The sequence below is a fragment of the Albimonas pacifica genome, from assembly GCF_900113695.1.
Classification (GTDB): domain Bacteria; phylum Pseudomonadota; class Alphaproteobacteria; order Rhodobacterales; family Rhodobacteraceae; genus Albimonas; species Albimonas pacifica.
This window is the reverse complement of the sequence record NZ_FOQH01000016.1, coordinates 1-22,780: the sequence shown is the minus strand read 5'-3', so window position 1 is coordinate 22,780 and position 22,780 is coordinate 1. Positions and strand designations below refer to the sequence as shown.

At 67.0% G+C, this 22,780-nt stretch carries 21 protein-coding genes, 1 tRNA gene and 1 pseudogene; 9 read left to right on the top strand and 14 right to left on the bottom strand.

Annotated features, from left to right (window positions below):
- Positions 1-262: 262 nt before the first annotated feature.
- From BM064_RS24710 to rplU, 7 genes and pseudogenes are all read right to left on the bottom strand, one after another.
- Complete coding sequence (locus tag BM064_RS24710) at positions 263-1,552, bottom strand: glutamate-5-semialdehyde dehydrogenase (RefSeq protein ID WP_092865612.1); 1,290 nt, start codon at positions 1,550-1,552, stop codon at positions 263-265.
- Complete coding sequence (gene proB, locus BM064_RS24705) at positions 1,552-2,682, bottom strand: glutamate 5-kinase (protein ID WP_218161123.1); 1,131 nt, start codon at positions 2,680-2,682, stop codon at positions 1,552-1,554. The genes BM064_RS24710 and proB overlap by 1 nt, the downstream gene beginning before the upstream one ends.
- Positions 2,683-2,798: 116 nt before the next feature.
- The gene (gene obgE / locus BM064_RS24700) at positions 2,799-3,857 is read right to left on the bottom strand and encodes a GTPase ObgE (RefSeq protein WP_092865609.1); all 1,059 of its coding nucleotides are present in this window, start codon (positions 3,855-3,857) and stop codon (positions 2,799-2,801) included.
- Positions 3,854-4,918: a GNAT family N-acetyltransferase gene (locus BM064_RS24695; RefSeq protein ID WP_092865605.1), complete on the bottom strand. Its 1,065-nt coding sequence runs from the start codon at positions 4,916-4,918 to the stop codon at positions 3,854-3,856. The genes obgE and BM064_RS24695 overlap by 4 nt, the downstream gene beginning before the upstream one ends.
- On the bottom strand, positions 4,897-5,460 hold the full coding sequence (locus BM064_RS24690; RefSeq protein ID WP_092865602.1) for a GNAT family N-acetyltransferase: 564 nt from the start codon (positions 5,458-5,460) through the stop codon (positions 4,897-4,899). Before BM064_RS24690 ends, BM064_RS24695 begins: the two co-directional genes overlap by 22 nt.
- 193 nt (positions 5,461-5,653) lie before the next feature.
- The gene (gene rpmA, locus BM064_RS24685; protein WP_092865599.1) at positions 5,654-5,923 is read right to left on the bottom strand and encodes a 50S ribosomal protein L27; all 270 of its coding nucleotides are present in this window, start codon (positions 5,921-5,923) and stop codon (positions 5,654-5,656) included.
- Positions 5,924-5,954: 31 nt separating this feature from the next.
- Positions 5,955-6,335: pseudogene (rplU, locus tag BM064_RS24680) on the bottom strand (50S ribosomal protein L21); the annotation flags it as partial.
- Between the two features lie 436 nt (positions 6,336-6,771).
- Here rplU and BM064_RS24675 point away from each other — a divergent pair.
- Positions 6,772-6,861, top strand: a tRNA-Ser gene (locus tag BM064_RS24675).
- Between the two features lie 274 nt (positions 6,862-7,135).
- Here the strand turns inward: BM064_RS24675 and BM064_RS24670 are convergent.
- From BM064_RS24670 to BM064_RS24640, 7 genes are all read right to left on the bottom strand, one after another.
- A complete protein-coding gene (locus BM064_RS24670; protein WP_092865593.1) occupies positions 7,136-9,724 on the bottom strand; it encodes a DEAD/DEAH box helicase in 2,589 nt (862 codons plus the stop codon).
- Between the two features lie 3 nt (positions 9,725-9,727).
- Positions 9,728-11,881, bottom strand: coding sequence for a site-specific DNA-methyltransferase (locus BM064_RS24665; protein ID WP_092865590.1), 2,154 nt, complete (start codon positions 11,879-11,881; stop codon positions 9,728-9,730).
- Between the two features lie 329 nt (positions 11,882-12,210).
- Positions 12,211-12,975, bottom strand: a complete 765-nt coding sequence (locus BM064_RS24660; protein WP_245594975.1) for a hypothetical protein — start codon at positions 12,973-12,975, stop codon at positions 12,211-12,213.
- Positions 12,914-13,429, bottom strand: coding sequence for a DUF488 domain-containing protein (locus BM064_RS24655; protein WP_035026237.1), 516 nt, complete (start codon positions 13,427-13,429; stop codon positions 12,914-12,916). Before BM064_RS24655 ends, BM064_RS24660 begins: the two co-directional genes overlap by 62 nt.
- The gene (locus tag BM064_RS28460) at positions 13,426-13,896 is read right to left on the bottom strand and encodes a hypothetical protein (protein ID WP_342741395.1); all 471 of its coding nucleotides are present in this window, start codon (positions 13,894-13,896) and stop codon (positions 13,426-13,428) included. Before BM064_RS28460 ends, BM064_RS24655 begins: the two co-directional genes overlap by 4 nt.
- A complete protein-coding gene (locus tag BM064_RS24645) occupies positions 13,893-15,218 on the bottom strand; it encodes a recombinase family protein (RefSeq protein WP_092865587.1) in 1,326 nt (441 codons plus the stop codon). Before BM064_RS24645 ends, BM064_RS28460 begins: the two co-directional genes overlap by 4 nt.
- Entirely contained in the window at positions 15,215-15,670 is a 456-nt protein-coding gene (locus BM064_RS24640; protein ID WP_092865584.1) for a DUF2924 domain-containing protein, read from the bottom strand. Before BM064_RS24640 ends, BM064_RS24645 begins: the two co-directional genes overlap by 4 nt.
- A gap of 391 nt (positions 15,671-16,061) precedes the next feature.
- Between BM064_RS24640 and BM064_RS24630 the strand changes: the two genes are divergently transcribed.
- The 8 genes from BM064_RS24630 (at position 16,062) to BM064_RS24600 (ending at position 22,702) form a co-directional block, all read left to right on the top strand.
- Positions 16,062-18,257 (top strand): hypothetical protein, encoded by a 2,196-nt coding sequence (locus BM064_RS24630; protein ID WP_092865578.1) that lies wholly within the window; start codon positions 16,062-16,064, stop codon positions 18,255-18,257.
- An 84-nt stretch (positions 18,258-18,341) separates the two neighbouring features.
- Entirely contained in the window at positions 18,342-18,587 is a 246-nt protein-coding gene (locus tag BM064_RS27155; protein WP_143103445.1) for a hypothetical protein, read from the top strand.
- Positions 18,588-18,686: 99 nt separating this feature from the next.
- The gene (locus BM064_RS24625) at positions 18,687-19,409 is read left to right on the top strand and encodes an RNA polymerase sigma factor (RefSeq protein ID WP_092865575.1); all 723 of its coding nucleotides are present in this window, start codon (positions 18,687-18,689) and stop codon (positions 19,407-19,409) included.
- Positions 19,410-19,493: 84 nt separating this feature from the next.
- Positions 19,494-19,688, top strand: a complete 195-nt coding sequence (locus tag BM064_RS24620) for a hypothetical protein (protein WP_018303655.1) — start codon at positions 19,494-19,496, stop codon at positions 19,686-19,688.
- 38 nt (positions 19,689-19,726) lie between these two features.
- On the top strand, positions 19,727-20,023 hold the full coding sequence (locus BM064_RS24615) for a hypothetical protein (protein ID WP_092865572.1): 297 nt from the start codon (positions 19,727-19,729) through the stop codon (positions 20,021-20,023).
- Positions 20,023-20,898 carry an ATP-binding protein gene (locus BM064_RS24610; protein WP_092865569.1) on the top strand — a complete coding sequence of 292 codons (876 nt, stop codon included), beginning with the start codon at positions 20,023-20,025 and terminating at the stop codon, positions 20,896-20,898. The genes BM064_RS24615 and BM064_RS24610 overlap by 1 nt, the downstream gene beginning before the upstream one ends.
- Positions 20,899-20,999: 101 nt before the next feature.
- Positions 21,000-21,605, top strand: coding sequence for a hypothetical protein (locus BM064_RS24605; protein ID WP_092865566.1), 606 nt, complete (start codon positions 21,000-21,002; stop codon positions 21,603-21,605).
- 14 nt (positions 21,606-21,619) lie between these two features.
- Entirely contained in the window at positions 21,620-22,702 is a 1,083-nt protein-coding gene (locus BM064_RS24600) for a DEAD/DEAH box helicase (RefSeq protein ID WP_245779280.1), read from the top strand.
- The last annotated feature ends 78 nt before the right edge of the window (positions 22,703-22,780 follow it).

Sequence of the window (22,780 nt, the reverse complement as noted above, 5' to 3'; positions counted from 1 at the left end):
AGCTGTCAATGCTTTTCCCGACGCGCGCGTCAGGCCGGCGCGGCGACGTCGCGGCGCCGTTCCGGGCGTTGCGCCCATCGCAAGGGGCGGAGCGCGTCCGGGCCGGTTCGACCGTCAGGCGCGCCCGGCCCGGGGCCGCAGGCGGGAACCGGCAGGCGGCGGCGCCCGGGGCGCGCCGCGAGAGGCCCCGGGTCAAGCCCGGGGCGCCCGTGGGGCGGGCGGCCGGCCGGCGACCGACGCCTGCGCTCGGCTCGGAGGAGGGTTACGGCCGGGTCGTGCCGTCGCCCTCGACCAGGTACTTGAACGAAGTCAGCTGCTTGGCCCCCACCGGCCCGCGGGCGTGCATCTTGCCGGTGGCAATGCCGATCTCGGCGCCGAAGCCGAACTCGCCGCCGTCGGCGAACTGGGTCGAGGCGTTGCGCAGGAGGATCGCGCTGTCGAGCCGGGCGAAGAAGCGCTCCGCCACCGCGTCGTCCTCGGTCAGCACCGCCTCGGTGTGCTGGGAGCCGTAGCGCTGGATATGGGCGATGGCCCCGTCGACGTCGTCCACCACTTTCGCCGCGATGATCATGTCGAGGAACTCGCGGCCCCAGTCGGCGTCCGTGGCCGGGACGACCCGGGGGTCGAGCGCCTGCACGGCCGCGTCGCCGCGCACCTCGACGCCCGCGTCGATCAGCATGGCGACGGTCGCGGCCCCCTGCCCCGCGGCGTAGCCGCGGTGCATCAGCAGGCACTCGGCCGAACCGCAGATGCCCGTGCGCCGGGTCTTGGCGTTCAGGATCACCCGGCGCGCCTTCTCGGGGTCGGCGGCGGCGTCGGCGTAGACGTGGCAGATGCCCTCGAGGTGGGCGAAGACCGGCACCCGCGCCTCGGCCTGCACCCGGCCCACGAGGCCCTTGCCGCCGCGCGGGATGATCACGTCGATCGCGCCCTGCATCGTCAGCATCTCGCCCACCGCGGCGCGGTCCCGCGTCGGCACCCGCTGGATGGCGTCGGCGGGCAGACCCGCGGCGCGCAGCCCCTCCTGCAGGCAGGCGTGGATCGCGCCGGCGGAGTGGAAGCTCTCCGAGCCGCCGCGCAGGATCGCGGCGTTGCCCGACTTCAGGCACAGGCCGCCCGCGTCGGCGGTGACGTTGGGCCGGCTCTCGTAGATTACGCCGATGACGCCCAGGGGCGTCGCCACCTTTCGGAAATGGAGTCCGTTGGGGCGGGTCCATTCCTCCAGCACGCGGCCGACGGGATCCTCCTGGGCGGCGACCTCGCGCAACCCTTGCGCCATCGCGGCGACCCGGGGGGCGGTGAGGAGCAGGCGGTCCATCATCGCCTCGCTCAGGCCCTTCTCGCGGCCGAAGTCCATGTCCTTCGCGTTGGCGGCGAGGATCTCGGCCTCGCGCGTCTCGATCGCCTCGGCGGCGGCGCGGAGGGCGGCGTCGCGGGCCGAGGCCGGGGCGTAGGCGAGCTCCGCCGCCGCCGCCTTCGCCCGGCGGCCCATCTCCGCCATGACCGCCGGGACGTCGAGGGTCTTCGCGTCGTTTGCGATCGATCCGTCCATCACTCGGTCTCCTCCGTTTGCGCGGCGCCGGCCCCGGCCGTCTCCGCATCCCAGATCACGATGTTGTCGCTGTGCGCCACCTCGGCCCGGCCGGGATGGCCGAGCGCGGCCTCGACCTCGCGCGAGTGCAGGCCCGCCACCGCGCGCGCCTCGGCGTCGCCGTAGCCCGCGAGCGCGGCCCCCACCGAGGCCCCGTCGAGCGTGACGATGGCCACCGGGTCGCCGCGCTCGAACGCGCCCTCGATCCCGCGCAGGCCGGCGGGGAGCAGCGACTTGCCGCGGCGCAGGGCCCCCGCGGCGCCCGCGTCGACCACCAGCCGGCCCATCGGCTTCATGCCGGCGATCCACTGCTTGCGGGCGTTGAGCGGCGAGACCTCGGCCGAGAACAGCGTGGCCGGCGCGCCTTCGGCGAGCGCGGTCAGGGGCCGGTCGACCTCGCCCTTGCAGATGATCATCGCGCAGCCGCCCCGCGTGGCGGTCTTGGCCGCCAGCAGCTTGGTGCGCATGCCGCCCGAGCCCGCGTCCGAGCCCACGCCCGCGCCCATCGCCTCGATCGAGGGATTGATGCGGTCGACCACCTCGAAGCGGGTCGCCTGCGGATCGCGTCGCGGGTCGGCGGTGTAGAGCCCGTCGACGTCCGAGAGCAGCACCAGCAGGTCCGCGCCCGCCATCAGCGCCACGCGGGCGGCGAGGCGGTCGTTGTCGCCGAACTTGATCTCGTCGGTGGCGACGGTGTCGTTCTCGTTGACCACCGGCAGGACGCCGAGGCCCAGAAGCTGGCGCAGGGTGGCGCGGCCGTTGAGGTAGCGGCGACGCTCGCGGGTGTCGTCCAGCGTCAGCAGCACCTGGCCGGCGGTGATGCCGTGGGGCTCGAGCACCTCGGCATAGGCCTGCGCGAGGCGGATCTGGCCGACGGCCGCGGCAGCCTGCGCCTGCTCCAGCGCCAGCGCCCCGCGGCGGAAGCCCAGCACCCGGCGTCCCAGCGCGATGGAGCCCGAGGAGACGACCATCACCTCCGCCCCCCGCGCGCGGATCGCGGCGAGGTCGGCGGCGACGCCCTTGAGCCACTCGCGCCGCAGCTTGCCGGTGGCCGCGTCGACCAGCAGGGCCGAGCCGATCTTCACCACCAGGCGCGAACACCGGTCGAGCGCCGCGGACGAGGCGCCCGCCCCGGGCGCGAGGCCCGACGCGGCGTCCGCGTCCGCACAGGCGTCCCCGGCGGCGTCGGCTTGCGCGGCGTCTCCGGTCAGGGACGCCACGGTTCGGACTCCTCCGCGCGGTCCTCCTCGATCGCCTTCTCGTCGGCTTCGGCGCGGCGCTTGGCCATCACCTCGCGGCGCAGCAGGCGCAGGGCCTCGAGCACGTTTTCGCCCGAGACGCCGGACATCGGCAGCACCCGGCCGGCGCCCGCCTCGGCGAGGGCGGCGAGCTTCTCGGCCACCTCCTCCCCGGTCAGCGCGTCGATCTTGTTGAGGCCGGTCACCACCGGCTTCTCCGCCAGCAGGTCGCCGTAGAGGCGCAGCTCCTCGCGGATGATGTGCCAGTCGTGGACCACGTCCTCGGCGGCGCCGTCGATCAGGTGCAGCAACACCGCGCAGCGCTCGACATGGCCCAAGAACTGGTCGCCCAGGCCGCGGCCCTCGTGGGCGCCCTCGATCAGGCCGGGGATGTCGGCGATCACCAGCTCCGCCCCGTCCACCGCGGCGACGCCGAGGTTGGGGTGCAGCGTGGTGAACGGATAGTCGGCGACCTTGGGGCGGGCGTTGGAGACCGCCGAGAGGAAGGTCGACTTGCCCGCGTTCGGCAGGCCCGCGAGGCCCACGTCCGCGATCAGCTTCAGGCGCAGCCAGATGGTGCGCTCGATCGCCGGCTGGCCGGGGTTGGCCCGGCGCGGCGCGCGGTTGGTCGCGGTCTTGAAGTGCAGGTTGCCCCAGCCGCCGTTGCCGCCCTTGGCGAGCAGCACCCGCTCGCCGACCTCGGTCAGGTCGGCGATCACGGTCTCCTCGTCCTCGTCCAGGACCTCGGTCCCGGCGGGGACGCGCAGGACGATGTCCTCGCCGTCGGCGCCGGTGCGCTGCTTGCCGGCGCCGGGGCGGCCGTTCTTGGCGAAGAAGTGCTGCTGGTAGCGGAAGTCGATCAGGGTGTTGAGCCCGTCCACGGCCTCCACCCACACGTCGCCGCCCTTGCCGCCGTCGCCGCCGTCGGGGCCGCCGTATTCGATGAACTTCTCGCGCCGGAACGACAGCGAGCCGTTCCCGCCGGCGCCCGAGCGGATGTAGACCTTGGCGAGGTCCAGGAATTTCATGCCGCGTTCCTTTCCGGGCAGGCCGCCAGCGCCGCCGAGAGCGCCTCGCGGGCCAGCGTCATGCGCCGGACCATGGCGATCTCGTCGCGCGCCGGCGCCGTGCCGAGCTCGACCCCGTCGGCCGCGAATCCGAAGCGCGACAGCACGGCGAGCGAGCCGATGTTATCCTCGAACGCCTCCGCCCGCAGCGTCTGCAGGCCGAAGCGGTCCATCACATGGGGCAGGAAGGCGGCCAGCGCCTCCGAGCAGAGGCCCCGGCGGCGCCACTGCGCGCCGAACCACATCATCACGTCGCACAGCCCGTCCGCCCCGGGCGCCGAGAGGCCGAGCTCCCCCACCAGCCGCCCGTCCAGGCGCACCCCCACGGCGAAGCCGGGGCGGTTGCGGAAGCGGCGGGCGGCGATGCGCGCCTCGGCCTCGGCCGGGGTCATCGGGTGGTGGACGGTCAGCGTGTTGCGCGCCGTCTCCAGATCGGTCAGCGCCGCAAGCTCGGCCGCGTCCGCCGCGGTCATCGGGGCCAGCACCAGCCGCGGCGTGACCAGGCTGAACAGCTGCGACAGCGCCCAGCGGTCGCGCGCCAGCTCCATCACATGCCCGTCCGCGGCCGCGCCCCGCCCGAGCGAGAAGCTGCGCTCGGCGCCGGTCACCCGGAAGCCCAGCTTCGCCAGCACCCGGATCGAGGGGGCGTTGTCCGCAAAGACCCGCGCCGTCACCCGCTCCTTGCGCATCACCCCGAAGGCATGGGCCAGCAGCGCGCGGGCGGCCTCGGTCGCATAGCCGCGCCCGCGCGCCTCGCGCCCCAGCCACCAGCCGAGCGCGCCGTCGGGGGCGATCGAGCACAGGCCCCGCGCCTCGCCGTCGTCGATCACCCGCACCACCTCGCCGGCCAGCGCCATGGCGACCAGCGCCTCGCGCACCGCCTCGGCGGAGTTCGGGTAGGGGATGCGCGTGGTCATCCGCGCGACCTCGGGGTCGGTCGACAGCGCCGCCAGCCGCTCGGCGTCGCCGGGCGTGGGCAGGCGCAGCCGGAGCCGAGGCGTCAGGAGCTCCGTGCCGACCACCGGTCCCGCTCCAGCCTGTAGCGCCAGGTGGGCGCCACGGCGCCGCGCGCGGCGGAATACGCCTCGCCCTCGCCGAGGTAATCGAAGCCCGCGCGGGTCAACACGTGGGCGGAGGCGTCGTTGTCCTGGTAGACCTTCGCGGTCAGCGCCTTGGCGCCCGCCCCGAACAGGTGGTCGCGCACCGCCAGCACCGCCTCGGTGGCGTAGCCGGTGTTGCGGAAGGCGGGACCCACGACGTAGGAGACCTGGTAGACGCCGTCCTCCGGCTCCTTGTTGAGGAACACCAGCCCGATCATCTCGGGACCGTCCGAGGGGGTCGCGTCCATCACGTAGAGCGGGCCGGAGCGCTTGCCCTCCAGCGCCCGCTCGATCATCTGCTCGGCGGCGCCGGGGGGATAGGGATGGGGGATCAGCGCCAGCGACTTGGCGGCGCGCGCATCCGAGAGATACAGCGCGATCAGCCCCGCGTCGCGACGGCGCGGCGGGCGCAGGACCATCCGGTCCGCTTCGATCAGGGGCGCGATCTGCAATCCGTCCAGCATCTCTTCCAACTCCCTCCCAAGGGATCGTCCCTTGCCGGGGCGCCTCTTGCGGACGCTGGGCCGGCGGCCGTGAAATCGGCGGGGCGCGGACCTCGGCGTCGCTGCGCCCGGCCTGCGCCGAAAAAGCCGGAGGGCCGGCGGGGGTCCTTCCCCGCCGGCCCTCCCGAATGTCGGCCCGGGGTGGGCGCGGGGGTTACTCCGCGGCCTCGGGAAGCGGGATCACGGACACGAAGGTGCGGTTGCGGAAGCCCTTGGTGAACTTCACGGCGCCCTCGACGGTGGCGAAGATGGTGTGGTCCTTGCCCATCCCGACGTTGTCGCCCGGCCACCACTTGGTGCCGCGCTGACGGATCAGGATGTTGCCGGGGATCACGGCCTCGCCGCCGAACTTCTTGACGCCCAGGCGACGGCCTGCGGAGTCGCGGCCGTTGCGGGAGGAGCCGCCTGCCTTTTTGTGAGCCATGACTTATGTCTCCTTGCGCTGACGGTTACTCGGCCGCGACGGCTTCGGGAGCCGAGGCGGCGCCGACGGCGGCCTTGACGCCGGTGGCGTCGCCGCCCGAGGCGAGGATCTCGGTGATCCGCACCTTGGCGAATTTCTGGCGGTGGCCCTTGCGGCGGGCCGAGGAGTGCTTGCGGCGGCGGCGCTTGAACGAGATCACCTTGGGACCCTTGGTGAACTCGACCAGCTCGGCCTGCACCGCGGCGCCTTCGATGAAGGGCGCGCCGATGGTGGGCTCGCCGTCGCCCACGAGCATCAGGACCTCGTTGAACTGCACGGTCTCGCCGGCCTCGGCGGCCAGGAGCTCGACCTCGAGCTCGTCGCCGGAGGCGACCTTGTACTGCTTGCCGCCCGTCTTGATGACAGCGAACATCGCGTCTTCCTTCCTGCTTCCGCGTCCTGCGGCGCCGCTTTCGCGGGCTTTCCGGAGCGGGCGTCCAGGACCTTCCGGCCCCTGCGCCCTGCCCCGCCTCGGACGGCGCGCCCCCGGTCGGGAGCGTTCGGCGCCGGTCGCGCCAGAGAGTGACGCGGCAGGAGAACCCGCCGCGACCGGAGCCGGGCTTATGCCGCCGGCGCCCCCTGAAGTCAAGCGCCGCAAGGCCCTCTCTCCTGCCCGCCTCTCTTGCCCGCGCGCGACGCGCGCCCGTGCGGGGCCTGCCCGGCGCAAGCCCCTGCGAGGTCCTCCCCCGGACCGTTCCGCCGCCCTGCCGACCCACCGTCCACAGGATGACGCGAATTCCTCTCGCCGAGCCCCTTGCAACCGCCCGCGCCCCCCGCTAAACGTCCGCCCGTCCTGACCACGGACGTGCGGAGAGGTGCCGGAGTGGTCGATCGGGGCGGTCTCGAAAACCGTTGTAGGGGTGACTCTACCGTGGGTTCGAATCCCACCCTCTCCGCCACTTGCCCTCGCGAAAGCGTTCTCCCCATCCGGCTGCGGCCGGATTTTTGCGTTGTTTTGGAGGGTTATGCGGGAGGGGCTGTTAACCGGCCCCGGTTCCAGGAGGGACGAAAGCGGTCTCTCAAGGCCGATACTCTCCGGACCTGTTAACCGCGCGCGGTCCGGTTAAGCCGATCAAGGCCCTGATAATGAAGGGTTTTGGGCCACAGGTCATTCGTAACCGTTGTGAAAGCCGTATCCATGCCGCAGGGAACTGGCGTCGAACTCTGTGATGGTTAGGGCAAGTAATCGAATGCATCCGCGCTTTCATACAGAGCCTTGATGGTTGTCGCGGTAGAAACTGACGCGCGCGTCGCGGCTTCCTTCAGGTCCAGAACACGGAACTTGTCACCGATCTTCGCAACGGCCTCGATCCGACGATACTGATCGCCGAAGCGTTCTGCGTACTGCGCCAGCCCCTTGAGCTTCGGCATCGCGTCGCCGAACTGAATGCCGTGCGGATCGACGATATCGGCGGCGACGGTCCCATCGTCCTGCTGAACGAAAAATACGAAGTCGGGCCTGACAATCCTTGGTTCGCCACCATCCTCGTAAATGATGCCAAGCGAGTCCTGGCTGGCGCGCGACGGGTTCCGGTACCACGCGACGGCTCCCGCCCGCGCGAGTTCGGATTTCACCACTTCACCTTCCCAGGAATTGAAGTCCTCGGGGAACATCCCATGCTCATCGCACAGCATGTGCCGCTCGAAAGATGGCAGCGGGGTCTCTGAGCCGTTCGCCTCGCGGATCGTCGTCGGCTGCATCCAAGACGTCGGTCGAGCCAGGTCCACATCCATGGGGTTCGCGCTCATCTCCCGGATCTGGCGATACACGTCCTGACGCTCGTCGGAGAGGTTCTTGATGTCGACCCGGAAGCGAGTGAGCCATTGGTTCGCGAGTTTCTCGGCCTCAGCCTCAAGTGTCTCTCGGATGCCGGGAACCAATCCTAAAGCGCCAATCGTGACGTGCGCATCGATGAGAGCGGCCTCCATGTCGTCCGCATCGCCTTCGCTCCGCGCCAGGTAGTCGCTGTACGACGTCGCGAGGTCCGGACTGATCGCACGGCCCGCCCTGCGATATGCGTCTTCGATCACGGCGTAGTCCGCTTCCTCGAGGAAGTCGTCGAACGACATGCCGCCGCCTTTCAGGTCGGCCTTCAGGCTCTTTCCTTCGACTGTAAGGACCGATTTGCGGGCAGTCTCGATTTCCGCCTTGTATCGCGCTCTGGCGCCATCGAGCACCTTGTGCATTTCCGCATGGGCAGCCTTGCCAGCGTCTTCGAGCAGACCATCGAAGGCCAGCTCATGCGCCAGCGAGGTCAGTCTCTTGACTGGACGGGCATGCCGCTTTGGCAGGGATTGGGACGGCAGCGAGAGCAGCTTGTCCCACACCGGCTCCGGGATCGAAGGATTGGGCTTCAACTCGACGGGGTTGATCAGTACGCGGCGACCCGGCAAATCGTCGCCACCGTCCCCGCCGGACATCAACGCCTTGGCGACGTCCTTGACCGAGGCTTCGTCGAAGAACGGTAGCAGGCAATCGACGGAGTTCAGTCGTTCGTTGCCCGGGATCCGCCGCGCCAGCGGCGTGCGCACCATGCGCCCCAGTAGCTGCGTGATGTGCGTCTTGTCCCGAGCGGGCCGGAACGACACCATGACTTCGGCACGCGGACAATCCCAACCCGTGCTGATGGCGTCCTTCGCGATCAGGATCCGGACCCACGTCGATTCCTGAACACGTTCGGGCGAGATGTAGGGCACGGTGTGGCGGCCGAAGGTCTGGGTGGAGTGTTCCCCGAACACATGCGCCACCGCATCCTCGGGCAAGTCCGGCCACTGCGTGAAGATGGTGTCGAGAGCCCGGCCGATGTCGTTGTGATCGGGCGCGTTCGGAACTTGCAGAACCATAAGGGGCAGCACTGTTCCGGCATCGTCCTGCTGCTGGCCATAGGCCTCCCAGGCGGAGGAAATCTCCTTCAGCTTGTCGGTGCCGCGGCGCACCAGCACGGTATCGAACTGCCCCGCCTCCTTCGGCACGTCCAGGATGATCGTATCCTTCAGCAGACCTGACGCCTGGACCTTGGCGGAATCCACCACCACGTTCGGCAGGGTCGCGCGGCCCGTCATGTCGGTCATTGCGGCGTTGAACCGCTCGACCGTCGCCGAGATGCCCCAGACGACCGGGATGCCGGGGACCGGACCCGAGCCGTTGATCAGCCGCTTGACGATGGTGGTCTTCTCGCCCGCGCCGGTCGCGGCGCGCATCCCGCGATGCGCCTCGTCGAGCACGAGGTAAAGCGTCAGCGCCGGGTCATCGATGGTGTTCTGGATCGTGTCCCAGATGGTGAAGGAGCGACTGTCGGGCATCAGCCGGATCTGCCCGTCCTTCTCGATCCCCTCGTCATCGGGATCGTGTCCGCGCACCAGGAGGCTCGACTTGCTCAGCTTCTGGGTGTTCAGGAAATAGACCTTTCCCGGTTCCAGCACCTCGCGCTGGAACGTGCTTTGCACCACCACAAGGTCCGAGATCGACAGTCTGTCAGATGCCTCGAGCAGGCGGAACCGCGACTGCTCGTTCAGGGACGGATCGTCGCTGAACCAGATCACCACGGCACCCGGGTCAGGCTCGATGTCGTAGTTGTCGTCGCCGTGGAACAGCGCCTCGAACACCGCCGCCGCCATCACGGTCTTGCCCGCGCCCGTGGTGGCCGTCAGCGAGAAGGCATGCTTGTCGCCGTCCTCGCGCCAGCGACGCGAGGCCTTCTTGAGGTTCACCAGAACCTCCCGAACGGCTTCTTCCTGATAATCCTTGAGTGTGAACTTCATGGCTCAGCGGCCCATCGAAAAGCGGAAATTGGAGAGGTACGACTCGTAGAGCCGCACCGGTTCGACGCTGTCGGGCAGCGCGCGCGCCACCGCCTGGAACCGGCGGTCGTCATCTGTCACGATGTAGGCGTTGCGCAGGGTCGGTTGGGCGGCGGCCGCGTCGCAAAACGCGGCGGCGCGGTCCAGGTCGACGAGCAGGCCGTAGGTGTCGGCCACGTCCCAGCCGGCGGCGGGAAGTTCGTTGATGCGGCGCCCCTCCGATCCGGCGCGTATCCACAACAGCGGCGCGATGCGCTGGAATGCGAGGTTGTGGCTGACGGCGACAGGGGCTTCGTAGGTCAGCGTGAAGAACTCGGCATTTTCTTCGAAGCCATCGGCCATCGGGAATTCGTCCGTGAACTTGTACTCGCCCTTGATGTGCTCTCCCTCCGGTGTCTTGCCGGTGATCGCGGCGGCGATGCGCGGTTTGGTGATGTAGTCGCAGATGCCCAGCTTCTCCCAATCCGCATCGCCAGGGCGAAGCCCTTCCTTACGCAAAGCTGCATGTTCGTCGGCTGCAACCTCGTTGTTGGTGACGGAGATGCACTGCCGTCGCCCGCCATCCTGGCGATTCAGGCGCATGACCGCATGTGCCGTGGTGCCTGAGCCCGAGAAGAAATCTAGGATTGTCGCCTGAGGGTTGTCCGAGACGATGAAGCGCAGAGCGTCCTCCACTGCGTACAGGGACTTGGGAAACGGGAAGCGGCGCCCCGGAATGAGCGTGGTTAGCATGTTGGTACCGCCGGTTTCTGCGTTGTGAGACCTCATGTTCCACACTCGTTTCGGCGATGTTCCGAGATTGGCGCCCTCTGCAATGTGACCTTGAACTGACCCATCCGAAGCACGTCCCGTGATAACGATATCGCCGGACTTGATGCGTTTGATTACGCCGGTCTGAAGATATTGAACTGAGCCGGTAAGCTTCTTGGGTTTCCAGTTATTGACCCGAACATAGCCTTCGGCCCAATTTCTTCGCAGCACATCCGGTGTAAGGCCCCAAAGCATTTCGGTGCCGTCAGGCTTGATCGGCCAGATAGCCAATGTCCCTTCTGGGGCTGGTACGGTATCTCGATCAACTTCAGGCGGAATGGGGTCGCCAATGGAGTGAATGTGGCCATCGGACAGTCGAACGAAAATCGGGTAAAACTGATTAGGCCGCGCGCTTCTGAAACTTGTCGGCTCGCGGCGCCTTAGCAACAGCCACTCGATCGGAGCGAGTTCTTTGTTCGAACCTCGCTTGTCCTCGTCGCCGCCGGACGGAAGCATGTTGCTTGTCCACCATTTGACCTTTGCCTCACCCAAGAAGACAAAGAAAATATGCTCCTCAACCCGCGAGAAACGTCCTGGGCGAACTGCGCCTTTGGCACTAATCACGCTCGTGATCATTACAACTTCAGATTCGGGGAAAACCTGCTCGAGGAGCAGACCGAGCCGCAGGAATTCCTTTTCATCTATTGAAACGATAAGGCAGCTCGCCGCCGGATTAAGTAGTTCTTTGGCCACCTTTATTCGGCGCTCGATCATCGCAAGCCACTTTGAGTGCCGATACAGGTCTTCAGCCTCGACGTAATCGTTGTTGTACTTCCAGTCCCGCGCCCCTGTATTGTAGGGCGGGTCGATGTAGATGGCGTCGACCTTGCCACGATGTGTGTAGGTCAGCGCCTCCAGCACATGGAAGTTCTCGCCGTTGATCACCGTGTGGAACGGCTTGTCGCCGCCGCGCTCCACCCGCCCGGTGCTGACCAAGCCGGGATAGATGTAATCCCGGAACTCGGCCACCACGACCAGATCGGCGACGGCGACCTCCACCGTCTCTGGCGCCTCGGCATCGATCAGCTCGACCACCGCCATTCGCGCCTCGCCTTCGCCGTCAATTCGCTTGACGCGCCACAGCCGCTGGTCTGCGCGCTGGACAGAGCCCCGCGGCGGCAGGATGCGTACCTTGTCGCCCCGCCGCACGGGGCGGCCGGGCAGTTCCACGCTTTCGGGGCGGTGTCGTTCGAAGTTCAGACCAAAGGCCCGCCGCGACGCCAGCGCCTTGAACTCCCGCTCGAGCTCATCCCCGAGAGCGCTGTCCCTGGCCTTTGCCCGGGCGATCAGATCCGTCAGACGCGACATTGCCAGTCCTCGTTCCCCTCACCCGCAGCTGTACCGCACCCGAGATGCCCCGCGCGCGCCGTGTGAAGCAAGGCATGCGCGCGCTCGTCCGCAGGCGTCCGGTGGGCAGGCAAGGTGGTAGGGATCGCGGTCGCGGCTGTCATCAATTCTATGTCCTGTCAGGCGGCGACGGACTTGCCGAACGCCCTGCGAAAATGAGCTGACAGAACCGCCGTTTACGCGCGCAGACTAAACCGCAAGTGCATGATGAAGCAAGCCGAATGGCGGCTTGCGCCCGCAGTCCTCGGCTCCTGTCTGCGCCAGGATGGACAACAATGGCCATCCGATTTTCAGAACAGCGACGTCTGACCAGTGTCGTCCACACGGAGGACACCCAGCAACTGCCATGTGTGATGGCGCTTGGCCATGTTGCCGACGCAGAACAACATGCCTTTCCGAGGGTATTCCTCGTTGAAGGTCTTGCTCATCCAGTCCAGCGCAGCCTGGTCGGATCCCTCCCGCCGACGGCCGTTGAAGAACATGGCGTGGGCTTCCCAATCGCCATTCGCGCAGTCGTGGGGGCCCGTGCCATCTTCGAACTTGAAGCGGAAATCATAGGGACTGGGTTCGAGCGCCTTCAGTTGCTCATCGAAGAACGACCCCTGGCGCGCGGCCTCCGCATACAGTCGCCGTTCCTGTTCGATCTCATCCGGCTTTTTGGCCTTGTAGAAGAATCGGGTATTTCGCGGCCGGATCAGCGCAAGCGACCTGCCAGCCGCCTCGGCTTCCTTGATGGAGGCAGACACGAGCGGGCTGAGAAACGACGCTCGATCCTTCGGCGACATGCTGCCGTTCACGGTGATGCTGTCTTCCATCACATGGCAGCTCTCCGCACGACGATCACTGGTCGGCGGCCTGAACTTGAAATCGACCCAGTCCCAGCGCTTGAACGCAGCGCCGTCGGAAAGATGCCGAAATCGGATTGGGAACAGGCGCTTGAATTCGCCGTGGGCTGTCACCCCGGCGCAGCAGACAGTTTCCCCGTGGTTGGCGCTACGCTGCGGTAAGGCCTTCACCAGAATGGAAACGCGGCAGTTTTGCAGCGTGACGGACATATCGCTCCGGATCATCAGCGAACAGATTGAATACCTCGAAGCCCGTCTCTTCGATCACCTCGTGCGCAACGATTGTCCTGTGGCAGGTTTCCGGATCGCGCTCGAAACAGAGCAGGCAAGTCGGCGCATCCTGAACGAAATCTATCAATTTCCGCAGCGATTCTTGCGCTGGGGTTGTCTCGATATGCGCGCCGTAAATTGAACGAAACAGGTCAAAATCTCCGGCCCGGGCTGCTTCGCGGCCGGGTTTGGGATCGCCAAGGGCGATGAAATGCGAATATTCGATACCTTCGTCGGCAAGACGCGCAGCCAGCTTGGTTTTCGAGAAGCCGGCCTTGCGCGATGCAGCGACCGCGCGAACATCGGCCAACCTTTCGACGCCAGCCGCTTTCAGCGTCCGGACGAACCGATCAATGTCGGTTCCCTCATAGCCAACCGTGAATACTACGCTCATGCCTGCCCCTTTTCTTTGACGGTAACATGACTTGGTTCCGACGTGAATCCCCTGATTTGCCGCAGATCTTGAGGTGTCGCAGCTTCGCCAAGCGCACGCTTCTGCTCGCTCCAGTCTTCCGACAGAGGTTGCCGCAGGACTTCCAGCGTCAGGTGGCGCGGCTGACGTCCGTCGAGGATCGACTCAACCAGGTCTGGGGACAGATGCGACAGGCGCATCGTCCTCGTAAGGTATGGTGCAGCGATCCCCTCTCGCTCGGCCAGTTCGGCGATGGTGGCGAACTCACCCGACTCGAGCATCCGCTTCCAGCGGAAGGCGCGGGCCAGCGCCTTGACCAGCGTGCTGTCCGGCGTGCGCTCTGGTCGGACGCGGTCGGGCAGTTGCATCTCCTTGCGTCCGCCGCGCTTCACGATGCGGAATGGCACGTGGATTGTGACCGTCTCGGGGACCGCCGTCGCGCGGGTCATGCTGCTGCTCCGATGCTGCCAGACAGCATCTCGCGCGCGAGCCCTCCGAGGCCGTCCATCCGGAGCCGGAAGTTGAGCCCGTTCGTGCCGATATCGACGCGCTCAACCAGCAGCGTGACAATGCGGGCCTGCTCTGCGGGGAAGAGTTCGTCCCACAGCGGATCGAGCTGCTGCAAGGCCGCGCGTGCGTCGGCCTCGGAGATGTCTTCGGCGTAGGCACGCGCCGCCTTCAAGGTCCCCGCAACAATCTCCGGCTGGCGAAAGACGGCGCGAAGCTGGTCGATCACCGCCGCCTCGATATCGCCCGCGGGCACGCGGCCGACCGGGCACGACCCAGCGCCATGCTTCAGCACCGTCTGGCTGACATAGTAGCGGTACAGCCGGTCGCCCTTGCGGGTATGCGTCGGCGAGAATGCGGCGCCATCGGGCCCGAACAGTAACCCCTTCAGCAGCGCGGGCGTGTCGGCGCGTGTACGGGCGGCGCGCTTCCGGGGGCTCTCCTGCAGGATCGCATGGACACGGTCCCACGTCTCGCGGTCGATGATGGCGTCGTGCTCGCCGGGATAGCTGTCGCCCTTGTGGACCGCCTCGCCGATGTAGGCGCGGTTGCTGAGCATCCGGTAGATGTATTTCTTGTCGATCCTGTTGCCGCGCGGCGTCCGGAGGCCCCGCGTGCCGACCTCCCGCGCCAGTTCCGTGCAGGACCCGATCTCAAGAAAGCGGTCGAAAATCCAGAGCACATGCGTTGCGGCTTCTTCGTCGACCACCAGTTTCCGATGCCCGACGCGGTAGCCGAAGGGCGGCACGCCGCCCATCCACATGCCCTTGCGGCGGGAGGCCGCGACCTTGTCGCGGATGCGCTCGGCCGTGACCTCGCGCTCGAACTGCGCGAACGAGAGCAGGATGTTCAGCGTCAGCCGCCCCATCGACGTGGTGGTGTTGAACGATTGCGTGACCGAGACGAACGTCACGCCGTTCCGGTCGAACACCTCGACCAGCTTGGCGAAATCGGCCAGCGAGCGGCTGAGACGGTCGATCTTGTAGACGACGACCACGTCGACCAGCCCGTCCTCGATATCCTCCACCAATTGCTTCAGGCCGGGGCGTTCCAGAGTGCCGCCGGAAATGCCGCCGTCGTCATACTGATCGCGGACCAGCACCCAGCCCTCGGAGCGTTGGCTGGCGATGTAGGCCTCGCAGGCCTCTCGCTGGGCGTGCAGGCTGTTGAATTCCTGTTCCAGCCCTTCCTCGGAGGATTTTCGGGTGTAGACCGCACAGCGCAGCTTGCGGACGACCTTCGATTTTTCGGGCGGCTTCGTCATGTCCGCCCTCTGTGGTTCTTGAGCCCGAAGAACACCCAGCCGTTCCAGCGCGTGCCGGTGATGGCGCGCGCGATGGCGGACAGCGACTTGTACGGCCGACCTTGCCACTCGAAGCCGTCGGTGGTGACGGTGACGACCTGCTCGACACCCTGCCATTCGCGCAGCAGCCGCGTGCCGGTGATCGGGCGGTCACGGTCGGCGCGCATGCCACGCTTCTTCCTATCGCCACCGTCCAGTTCCTCGCCGAGCCGTTCGAGGCGCCGGATCGTCTCGGGTTTGAGCCCGCCATAGGCAAGTTCCTGGATGCGGTAGGCCAGGCGGCTTTCCAGGTACCGGCGATTGAACGGCGGCGGCTCGCTGTCGAACAGGTCGCGCCACTGCTGCTTCAACTCTGGCGTCGTCGCGGTCTTGAGCGCGGCCAGGCGCGCGGGGATCGGATCGTGGGTCGTCATGCATTTCTCCGGTGAGTTGGAGTTGCATGACGGCATTGGTCGGGCGGATAGTGTAGGTAACTTTCTCCAGTATCGTCAGATACTTCGCCCTTCTCCCGCATGCGCAACCGAACAAGCCCGAGCGCCAACAGGCCGCAGAGCTCGGCGCGGCGCTCGGCGGGCGTCATGTGGTCGGGAGGGAGCGGGTTCGGGCGTTTCATGTCTCGGTGGCTATGCTCGGTGGTGTCGTTACCGATCAAAAGCCACCCAGCCGCCCGGGACAGGACATCTCAGAAGAACGGAATGCAGAAATGCGAACAGGGAGAGAACATCAGGGCTTGCCGATCACGGATATGTCCATGATTATCGTGGGTTGAATCAATCGAGAGCAGTTGTTCATTGAGGTGAGTTCATGGCGCGGAGGAAGAGCGAATTCGGACCGAACCTCGGGAGTATCCTTCAGGGCGCCCCCGCTGCGCTGGTCTGGCAGTTTCTCGCCAGCTTCAAACGGCCCGACGACACTCTTCTCGCTCCGCCGGAAATCACTGAGGGCACGACCGATGATCAGGGCAAGGCAGCGCTGAGTGCGTACCTGCGTTCGGAGGACAAGGAAATCATCGGGCTACTTGAGGGCATCGCTGGCGCTCTGCTCGACATGGGCCAGGACAAGGGAGCGACCTCACTCGAAACGGTTGCGGGCCAACGGCTGCAGAATATCGACTACGACCAGTATGAGTCCCAGCCTGACCTGCTGTGCAAGAGCATCTGGATGCGCACGGTCTTCCCGATGCACTTCCACGACGCCCAGAGCTTCTATGCCGCGCGGCGCTATCGAGAACGGCGGACGTACTACACATGCTGCGAAGTGGACTTCGACCACGCTTCTGTTGCCGACACAGACGGAATTCCTGACGAGAAGCTCTGTGACGCTGTTCAGGAAGCTCTGGGACTGAAGGGCAAGGTCACCGCGTCCGTCCTCGAATTGCCCGAGACCGCCAACTATCCGCCGTCCTTCATGGTCGCCCTGCGCCATCCCGGGCCCCTGTCGAGTATCGACAATCATCGCGAGGAAGGGGGCTGGACCGTCCATTACTACAGGCCCTCGCATGAGGCTGTCCTGATCTACACACCCCAGCTGAAGAAAATCGAGGTCGCGTCTGCCAGCAGCGACGTTCGCGAAAAGACTTCTAAGGTCTTCGCGGAGGTCGTTCTAGGGCGCCCGCCGTCGGCCAAGCCGTTGACCCGCCGGGAATTCAACCTCGAACGCTTCAGGTCTTCCTTCGATCTGGATTGTCCGGATCTCGAGGACGTCGAGATCACGATGGCGGCGGTAGTCGAGGCCGAGGTCCGCCTCGGCTCGTGGGGCCGAAGACTGAACATCAAGGTGACCATAAAGGACAAGATGGAGGACGTTGTCCGGAAATACGTCTCCAATTCAGCCAACCTGATCCGGAGTTTCGGCTTCACAAAAATCGCCATCGCAATTGGTTACACCCGTCGATCGGACGGAAAGGAGGGAACCTTCCGGGTCTCGATCTCGGATGGCAGCAGTTCGGACGTGCAGAGCATGCGCGATCCGTTCCTTCGGGACCTCGGGTTCCGACTGCTCGAACACTGGGGTCTTACGCAGAACCTGCGGACACTCACCGATCAGGAACGGGCGCAGTGGTTCGGCTTTCTTCTGTCGCTGTACGACCTGCCCGGCGACACTGTTGCAGGTGCGTTCTTCAACTCCGCGGGCGTCGATCCAGCGCGCCTGGTCAGTGCGAGATTGATTGCCCGCAAAGGGCGGCAGGTGATTGGGCTCGCCGAGGATGACGATGAGGTTGTCGAAGTTGAGCAGCAAACGGGTCCGGAGCCAGGGACGGTTCGACAAACCGGTTCCTTTGGAGAGGCGGATGGATTGCGTCTCGACACCAATGCGATCGAGTACGGGATCGATCGAGCATGGCTCGCCGAAACCATCCTCAAGGCGATAGCTGGCTCTCTCGGCATCAGGAACATCGAAACCATCAACGAGTTCCTCGTCTCGCTTGGGCCGATGGCACTGGGCGAGCGAAAGGTCCCACTTTACCTGGCGCGCCGCCTTGCCGATCTGAAAGCCCGCGAGAGTGTGGAGACTGCGCTTCGGTCGCGGCATACAGCGGGCCCCGGTCTCGTACTCGCCGTTTCCGATGAGCCGCCGCAATTCCTCGGGCCGAACGTCGTTATCGCGCTGCGAGACCTGCTGCTGAACGACGGAAGCCTCGGCGATCTGGACCGAGAGGAAATGGCCCGGCGCTTCGAGGCAAACCGAACGCTGGCGACCTCTGCGCAAGTCGCTCAGGTTGTGCGACACACGCCTCGCTCTGCGACGCTCATCATCCCTGGTCTCGAGCCGCTCACACTCGACGGCGTGGGCCAGATCCAACTCTTCGAAAGCCTTGTTGAAGCGGCGACCGATGGCACAGGCCAGCGGCTGACCAAGGTCCTGATGGACGGGATGGGGTCCGACAATCCCAGACAGCTGTTCTCTTCCGGCGCATGGGCGAAGGCGCATCCGACTTACATCCGGCACGGCTCGAGCAATCGCTATTGGCGTCTCGGCGAGGCGACCGACACCGCGTGATCTAGAGTTCATCTAGGGTTTCGGGCGGGACGGTCTAACAAACCGCTGATTATTGGAAGGGCTCCACATCAGAGGAGCACTTCCATGCCGACTCCCTTTCCCTCGCGCCAGGCAGCCCCGACGAGTTGGGCCGGCGCCGCGACGACCAAACCCACCACCTCCAACTCGGAATGGCGCTGCACGCGCTGTGAAAAGCTGCTCGGCGTCTGCCGGGACGGCCGGATGCACCTGCGCTTCGCGCGGGGGCACGAGTATCTCGTGGGCTTCCCGGTGCAGGCCACCTGTCGGGGCTGCGGCACGCTGAACAACGCGACCGCACCCGCGCGCTGACACGCGCTTTCACCCAACCCCCTGAAATCGCAGAGACGCGCGACGTCCTGACCTGGCCACGAGAAGGCGCCGGACGCCTGGCCGCAAGGCAGGCGTCCGATGTCCTTCGCGTGGCACGAGATCCGTGATAACCTCATGCATTCTTCTTCCAACCTTCACTTCCAGCGCAGCTTCGACGCCGTCAGGCGTGCGAAGGCTGCCCTCACACCGTTCCGGGATCCGGCGGCCCTGCTGGACGGGCTGCATAGCACCCCCGGCGATCCCGCCCGGAAAAACCACATCCTCTCCGCGCTCGTCAGGGCGGCGCAGGGCGACGGGCCCGCGTCCGACTGCGCCCTGACGTTGCTGCTGCTGGCGCTCTGGCCCGGCCTCGACGCCATCCGCCGCCGATCGATCTGGCGCAGGCTCGGCACTGCCGATGAGGTCGCGTCCGACGTTCTGGCGCGCACCACCGAGGTGGTCCGCAGCCTCGATCTCAGGCGCGTCAACTGGATCGCGGCCACGGTGCTGCGGAATGTCGAGCGCGACATGATCCGCGTGCGCCAGCGCGACCAGACACGCGAACATCTCGCCAGCGGCGCCGATCCCGACGAGGTGGCGGACAACGGCGACAGCGGCATCGGCGCGGCCGGGTACGCGCGACTGAACGGCGCCGTGCGGAAGCTGCTCGGCGATGACGCCCTGTTGGTGATCCGCGTGGCGATCGAGGGCTTCTCCCAGGCCGAGGTCGCCGTGGAACTGGGCCTGACCGAGGCTGCCGCCCGCAAGCGGTACCAGCGCGCCATGCGCCGGCTGCACGACGCCCTCGAGGAAATCCCCTGAACCAATGTCCCGATCCGGTGCCGCCGGTGGCTTTTCCAGTTCGAGCGCCCCGAGCGCCTTCCCTCCAACCGAAAGCAGACACGCATGAACCGCACTGCCGATCTGTCGCTCGAGGATTTCAGGCGTCTTCCGGGGCTCTATCGCCGCTGGGAGCTGACCGAGGTCTGCGAGCCCAACCGCAACTATCAGATCGAGGACGCCGGCGCCCACGCCGACGGGACGCCGCTCTTGGCGATCTACGTCGCCGAGCCCGCGCCCGACGTCCGCGAGGCTGCGTGATGCGCCTCCTCGATCACCTCATCTCACGGAGAACCGCCATGCCGGACCAGCCGGACGACATCACCCGTCTTCGCAAGGCGAGCTACGCGCTCGAAGACCTCCCCGAAACCATCGCCTTCCCGCAGCGCCCGGGCGACGAGCCGCGCGCGCCGCTACCAGTCGTGGAGGCGACCGTGGACGAGATCGCCTTCGCGATCGTGGAGGCTGAGCGCGAGAGCACGGCCGCCTACCGCCGCGCCGACGCGCTTAAGCGCCTCTACAAGCTCGCCCGCGAGGCGGGGTGCGTCGGCGCAGATCGCGCCGCCACGGCGGTGATGAAGAAGGAGGGCCAGTGATGGCCCTTCCCATCATCGGCGCCGACGAACGGCTCGCGCAGCGCAAGGGCATCAAGGGCGTCATCTTCGGGCGGTCCGGCATCGGCAAGACCAGCCTGCTCTGGACGCTGAACGCCTCGACCACGCTCTTCCTCGATCTCGAGGCTGGCGACCTGGCGGTCGAGGGGCTGGAGATCGACACGCTCCGGCCCCGCACCTGGAAGGAGTGCCGGGATTTCGCGGTGTTCATCGGCGGGCCGAACCCGGCGCTGCGCGAGGACCAGCCCTACAGCCAGGCGCATTTCGACGAGGTCTGCGGGCGCTACGGCGATCCCACGGTGATCGGGAAGTACGAGACCGTCTTCATCGACTCGATCACCGTGGCCGGGCGGCTCTGCTTCCAGTGGTGCCGCGGCCAGCCCGAGGCGTTCTCCGAGAAGACCGGCAAGCCCGACATCCGTGGCGCCTACGGTCTTCACGGCCGCGAGATGATCGGCTGGCTGACCCACCTGCAGCACACGCGCGGCAAGCATGTCTGGTTCGTGGGCATCCTCGACGAGCGGCTCGACGACTTCAATCGCAAGGTCTTCCAGCCGCAGATCGACGGCTCGAAGACCGGACTCGAGCTGCCCGGGATCGTCGATCAGGTCCTCACCATGGCCGACATCGCCGATGCCAGCGGCAAGCCGCAGCGCGCCTTCGTCTGCCAGACGCTGAACCCCTGGGGCTATCCGGCCAAGGACCGCTCGGGCCGTCTCGACAGGGTCGAGGCCCCGCATCTCGGACGGCTGATGGAGAAGATCCAGCGCCCCGCGGCGCCTGCCTCCGAACGCCTGACGTGGCCGCCGGTGACCCCGGCCGATCCCGCGCCCGCGCAGGAGCCCGGACATGGCTGAGCGCCTCTCGCCATGCCCGATGTCCCGATCCGGTCGCCGGGGTGGCTTTTCCCCTCTGACGCCACTGCGCGTCCCATCCTCCAACTGAAAGGAGCCGCGCAATGTCCGGACCCTGGAACGACTTCAACTCCGCCCAATCCAACACCAACGTCATCCCGAAGGGCACGCTCGCCAAGGTGCGTCTGACGCTCCGCCCCGGCGGCTTCGACGACCCCTCGCAGGGCTGGACCGGTGGCTGGGCGCGCCGCGCCGCCACCGGCGCCGTCTATCTCGACGCCGAATACACGGTGCTCGAGGGGCCCTATGCCCGGCGCAAGGTCTGGTCGCTGATCGGCCTCTACAGCCCGAAGGGCCCGGACTGGGCGAACATGGGGCGCGGCCTGATCCGCGGCATCCTCAACTCGGCGCGCGGCGTGTCCGACAAGGACAACTCGCCCGAGGCGCAGGCCCGCCGCCGGATCAACGGGTTCGGCGATCTCGACGGGGTCGAGTTCGTCGCCCGCATCGACATTGGCACCGACACCAACGGCGAGGACAAGAACGAAATCCGCGCCGCCGTCACCCCCGATCATCGTGACTACGCCGCGCTGATGGGCGCGGTCACGCCGCAGGTTTCCGCCGCCCCTGCGCAGGGCCACGCCCCGCAGCAGCCCAGCCAGCCCGCGTCCGCCACCGGCGCCGCCGGTCGGCCGAGCTGGGCGCAGTAGGGGGGAGACCGGCCATGCGCCTGCGCCCCCGCCAGAAGACCTTCGTCGAGCGCAGCGTTGCTGCGCTCGCTTCCCGCGGCAACACGCTGGGCGTGGCGCCCACCGGTGCGGGCAAGACCATCATGCTCTCGGCGGTCACCGGCGAGATGATCGGCGACGGGGCCAAGGCCTGCGTGCTCGCCCATCGCGACGAGCTGACCGCCCAGAACCGCGCCAAGTTCCAGCGCGTGGTGCCGGGCGTCGCCACCTCGGTGATCGACGCCACGGAGAAATCCTGGGGCGGCCAGGTCGCCTTCGCCATGGTGCCGACGCTGGCGCGGGCCTCGAACCTCGCCGACATGCCGCGCCTCGACCTGCTGGTTGTCGACGAGGCGCACCATGCCGTCGCCGACAGCTATCGCCGGATCATCGACCGGGTGCGCGAAGCCAATCCCGACGCCCGCATCTTCGGGGTCACGGCGACGCCGAACCGGGGCGACAAGAAGGGTCTGCGCGAGGTCTTCGACAATGTCGCCGATCAGGTGCGGCTGGGCGAGCTGATCGCCTCGGGCCACCTGGTGCCGCCGCGCACCTTCGTCATCGATGTCGGCGTGCAGGACGAACTGCGCTCGGTCCGCAAGACGATGTCGGATTTTGACATGGCGGAGGTGGCGGGCATCATGGACCGCGCGCCCGTCACCGACGAGGTGATCCGCCACTGGAAGGAGAAGGCGGGCGACCGGCAGACCGTGGTGTTCTGCTCCACCGTCGCGCACGCCGAACACGTCACCGACGCCTTCAGGACGGCGGGCGTTTCCGCCGCGCTGATCCACGGCGATCTGGCGGCCGAGACGCGGAAGGCGATCCTCGCCGACTATGCGGCGGGCAGCATCCGCGTCGTGGTCAACGTGGCCGTCCTGACCGAGGGCTGGGACCATCCGCCCACCTCCTGCGTCGTGCTGCTGCGCCCCAGCTCCTACAAGTCCACCATGATCCAGATGGTCGGGCGCGGCCTGCGCACCGTCGATCCAGAGGAACATCCCGGCATCGTCAAGACCGACTGCGTCGTGCTGGATTTCGGGACGTCGAGCCTGATCCACGGTAAGCGTCCGGCCTGACCGCTATCTGGCGTAATTCCAGGGGAGCAGATCTCCGATCCTGTTGATCTTGCAGTCCGGGATGCGGGCGAGGGTGTC

What these genes read in the sequence shown, in the direction of transcription:
- rpmA (WP_092865599.1), bottom strand. Translation starts at nt 5,923, where the DNA reads ATGGCTCACAAAAAGGCAGGCGGCTCCTCCCGCAACGGCCGCGACTCC.
- BM064_RS28460 (WP_342741395.1), bottom strand. Translation starts at nt 13,896, where the DNA reads ATGACCCGCGCGACGGCGGTCCCCGAGACGGTCACAATCCACGTGCCA.
- BM064_RS24645 (WP_092865587.1), bottom strand. Translation starts at nt 15,218, where the DNA reads ATGACGAAGCCGCCCGAAAAATCGAAGGTCGTCCGCAAGCTGCGCTGT.
- BM064_RS24690 (WP_092865602.1), bottom strand. Translation starts at nt 5,460, where the DNA reads ATGCTGGACGGATTGCAGATCGCGCCCCTGATCGAAGCGGACCGGATG.
- BM064_RS24630 (WP_092865578.1), top strand. Translation starts at nt 16,062, where the DNA reads ATGGCGCGGAGGAAGAGCGAATTCGGACCGAACCTCGGGAGTATCCTT.
- BM064_RS27155 (WP_143103445.1), top strand. Translation starts at nt 18,342, where the DNA reads ATGCCGACTCCCTTTCCCTCGCGCCAGGCAGCCCCGACGAGTTGGGCC.
- BM064_RS24665 (WP_092865590.1), bottom strand. Translation starts at nt 11,881, where the DNA reads ATGTCGCGTCTGACGGATCTGATCGCCCGGGCAAAGGCCAGGGACAGC.
- BM064_RS24640 (WP_092865584.1), bottom strand. Translation starts at nt 15,670, where the DNA reads ATGACGACCCACGATCCGATCCCCGCGCGCCTGGCCGCGCTCAAGACC.
- BM064_RS24615 (WP_092865572.1), top strand. Translation starts at nt 19,727, where the DNA reads ATGCCGGACCAGCCGGACGACATCACCCGTCTTCGCAAGGCGAGCTAC.
- BM064_RS24655 (WP_035026237.1), bottom strand. Translation starts at nt 13,429, where the DNA reads ATGAGCGTAGTATTCACGGTTGGCTATGAGGGAACCGACATTGATCGG.
- BM064_RS24670 (WP_092865593.1), bottom strand. Translation starts at nt 9,724, where the DNA reads ATGAAGTTCACACTCAAGGATTATCAGGAAGAAGCCGTTCGGGAGGTT.
- BM064_RS24710 (WP_092865612.1), bottom strand. Translation starts at nt 1,552, where the DNA reads ATGGACGGATCGATCGCAAACGACGCGAAGACCCTCGACGTCCCGGCG.
- BM064_RS24610 (WP_092865569.1), top strand. Translation starts at nt 20,023, where the DNA reads ATGGCCCTTCCCATCATCGGCGCCGACGAACGGCTCGCGCAGCGCAAG.
- BM064_RS24625 (WP_092865575.1), top strand. Translation starts at nt 18,687, where the DNA reads ATGTCCTTCGCGTGGCACGAGATCCGTGATAACCTCATGCATTCTTCT.
- BM064_RS24605 (WP_092865566.1), top strand. Translation starts at nt 21,000, where the DNA reads ATGTCCGGACCCTGGAACGACTTCAACTCCGCCCAATCCAACACCAAC.
- BM064_RS24660 (WP_245594975.1), bottom strand. Translation starts at nt 12,975, where the DNA reads ATGTCCGTCACGCTGCAAAACTGCCGCGTTTCCATTCTGGTGAAGGCC.
- BM064_RS24600 (WP_245779280.1), top strand. Translation starts at nt 21,620, where the DNA reads ATGCGCCTGCGCCCCCGCCAGAAGACCTTCGTCGAGCGCAGCGTTGCT.
- obgE (WP_092865609.1), bottom strand. Translation starts at nt 3,857, where the DNA reads ATGAAATTCCTGGACCTCGCCAAGGTCTACATCCGCTCGGGCGCCGGC.
- BM064_RS24620 (WP_018303655.1), top strand. Translation starts at nt 19,494, where the DNA reads ATGAACCGCACTGCCGATCTGTCGCTCGAGGATTTCAGGCGTCTTCCG.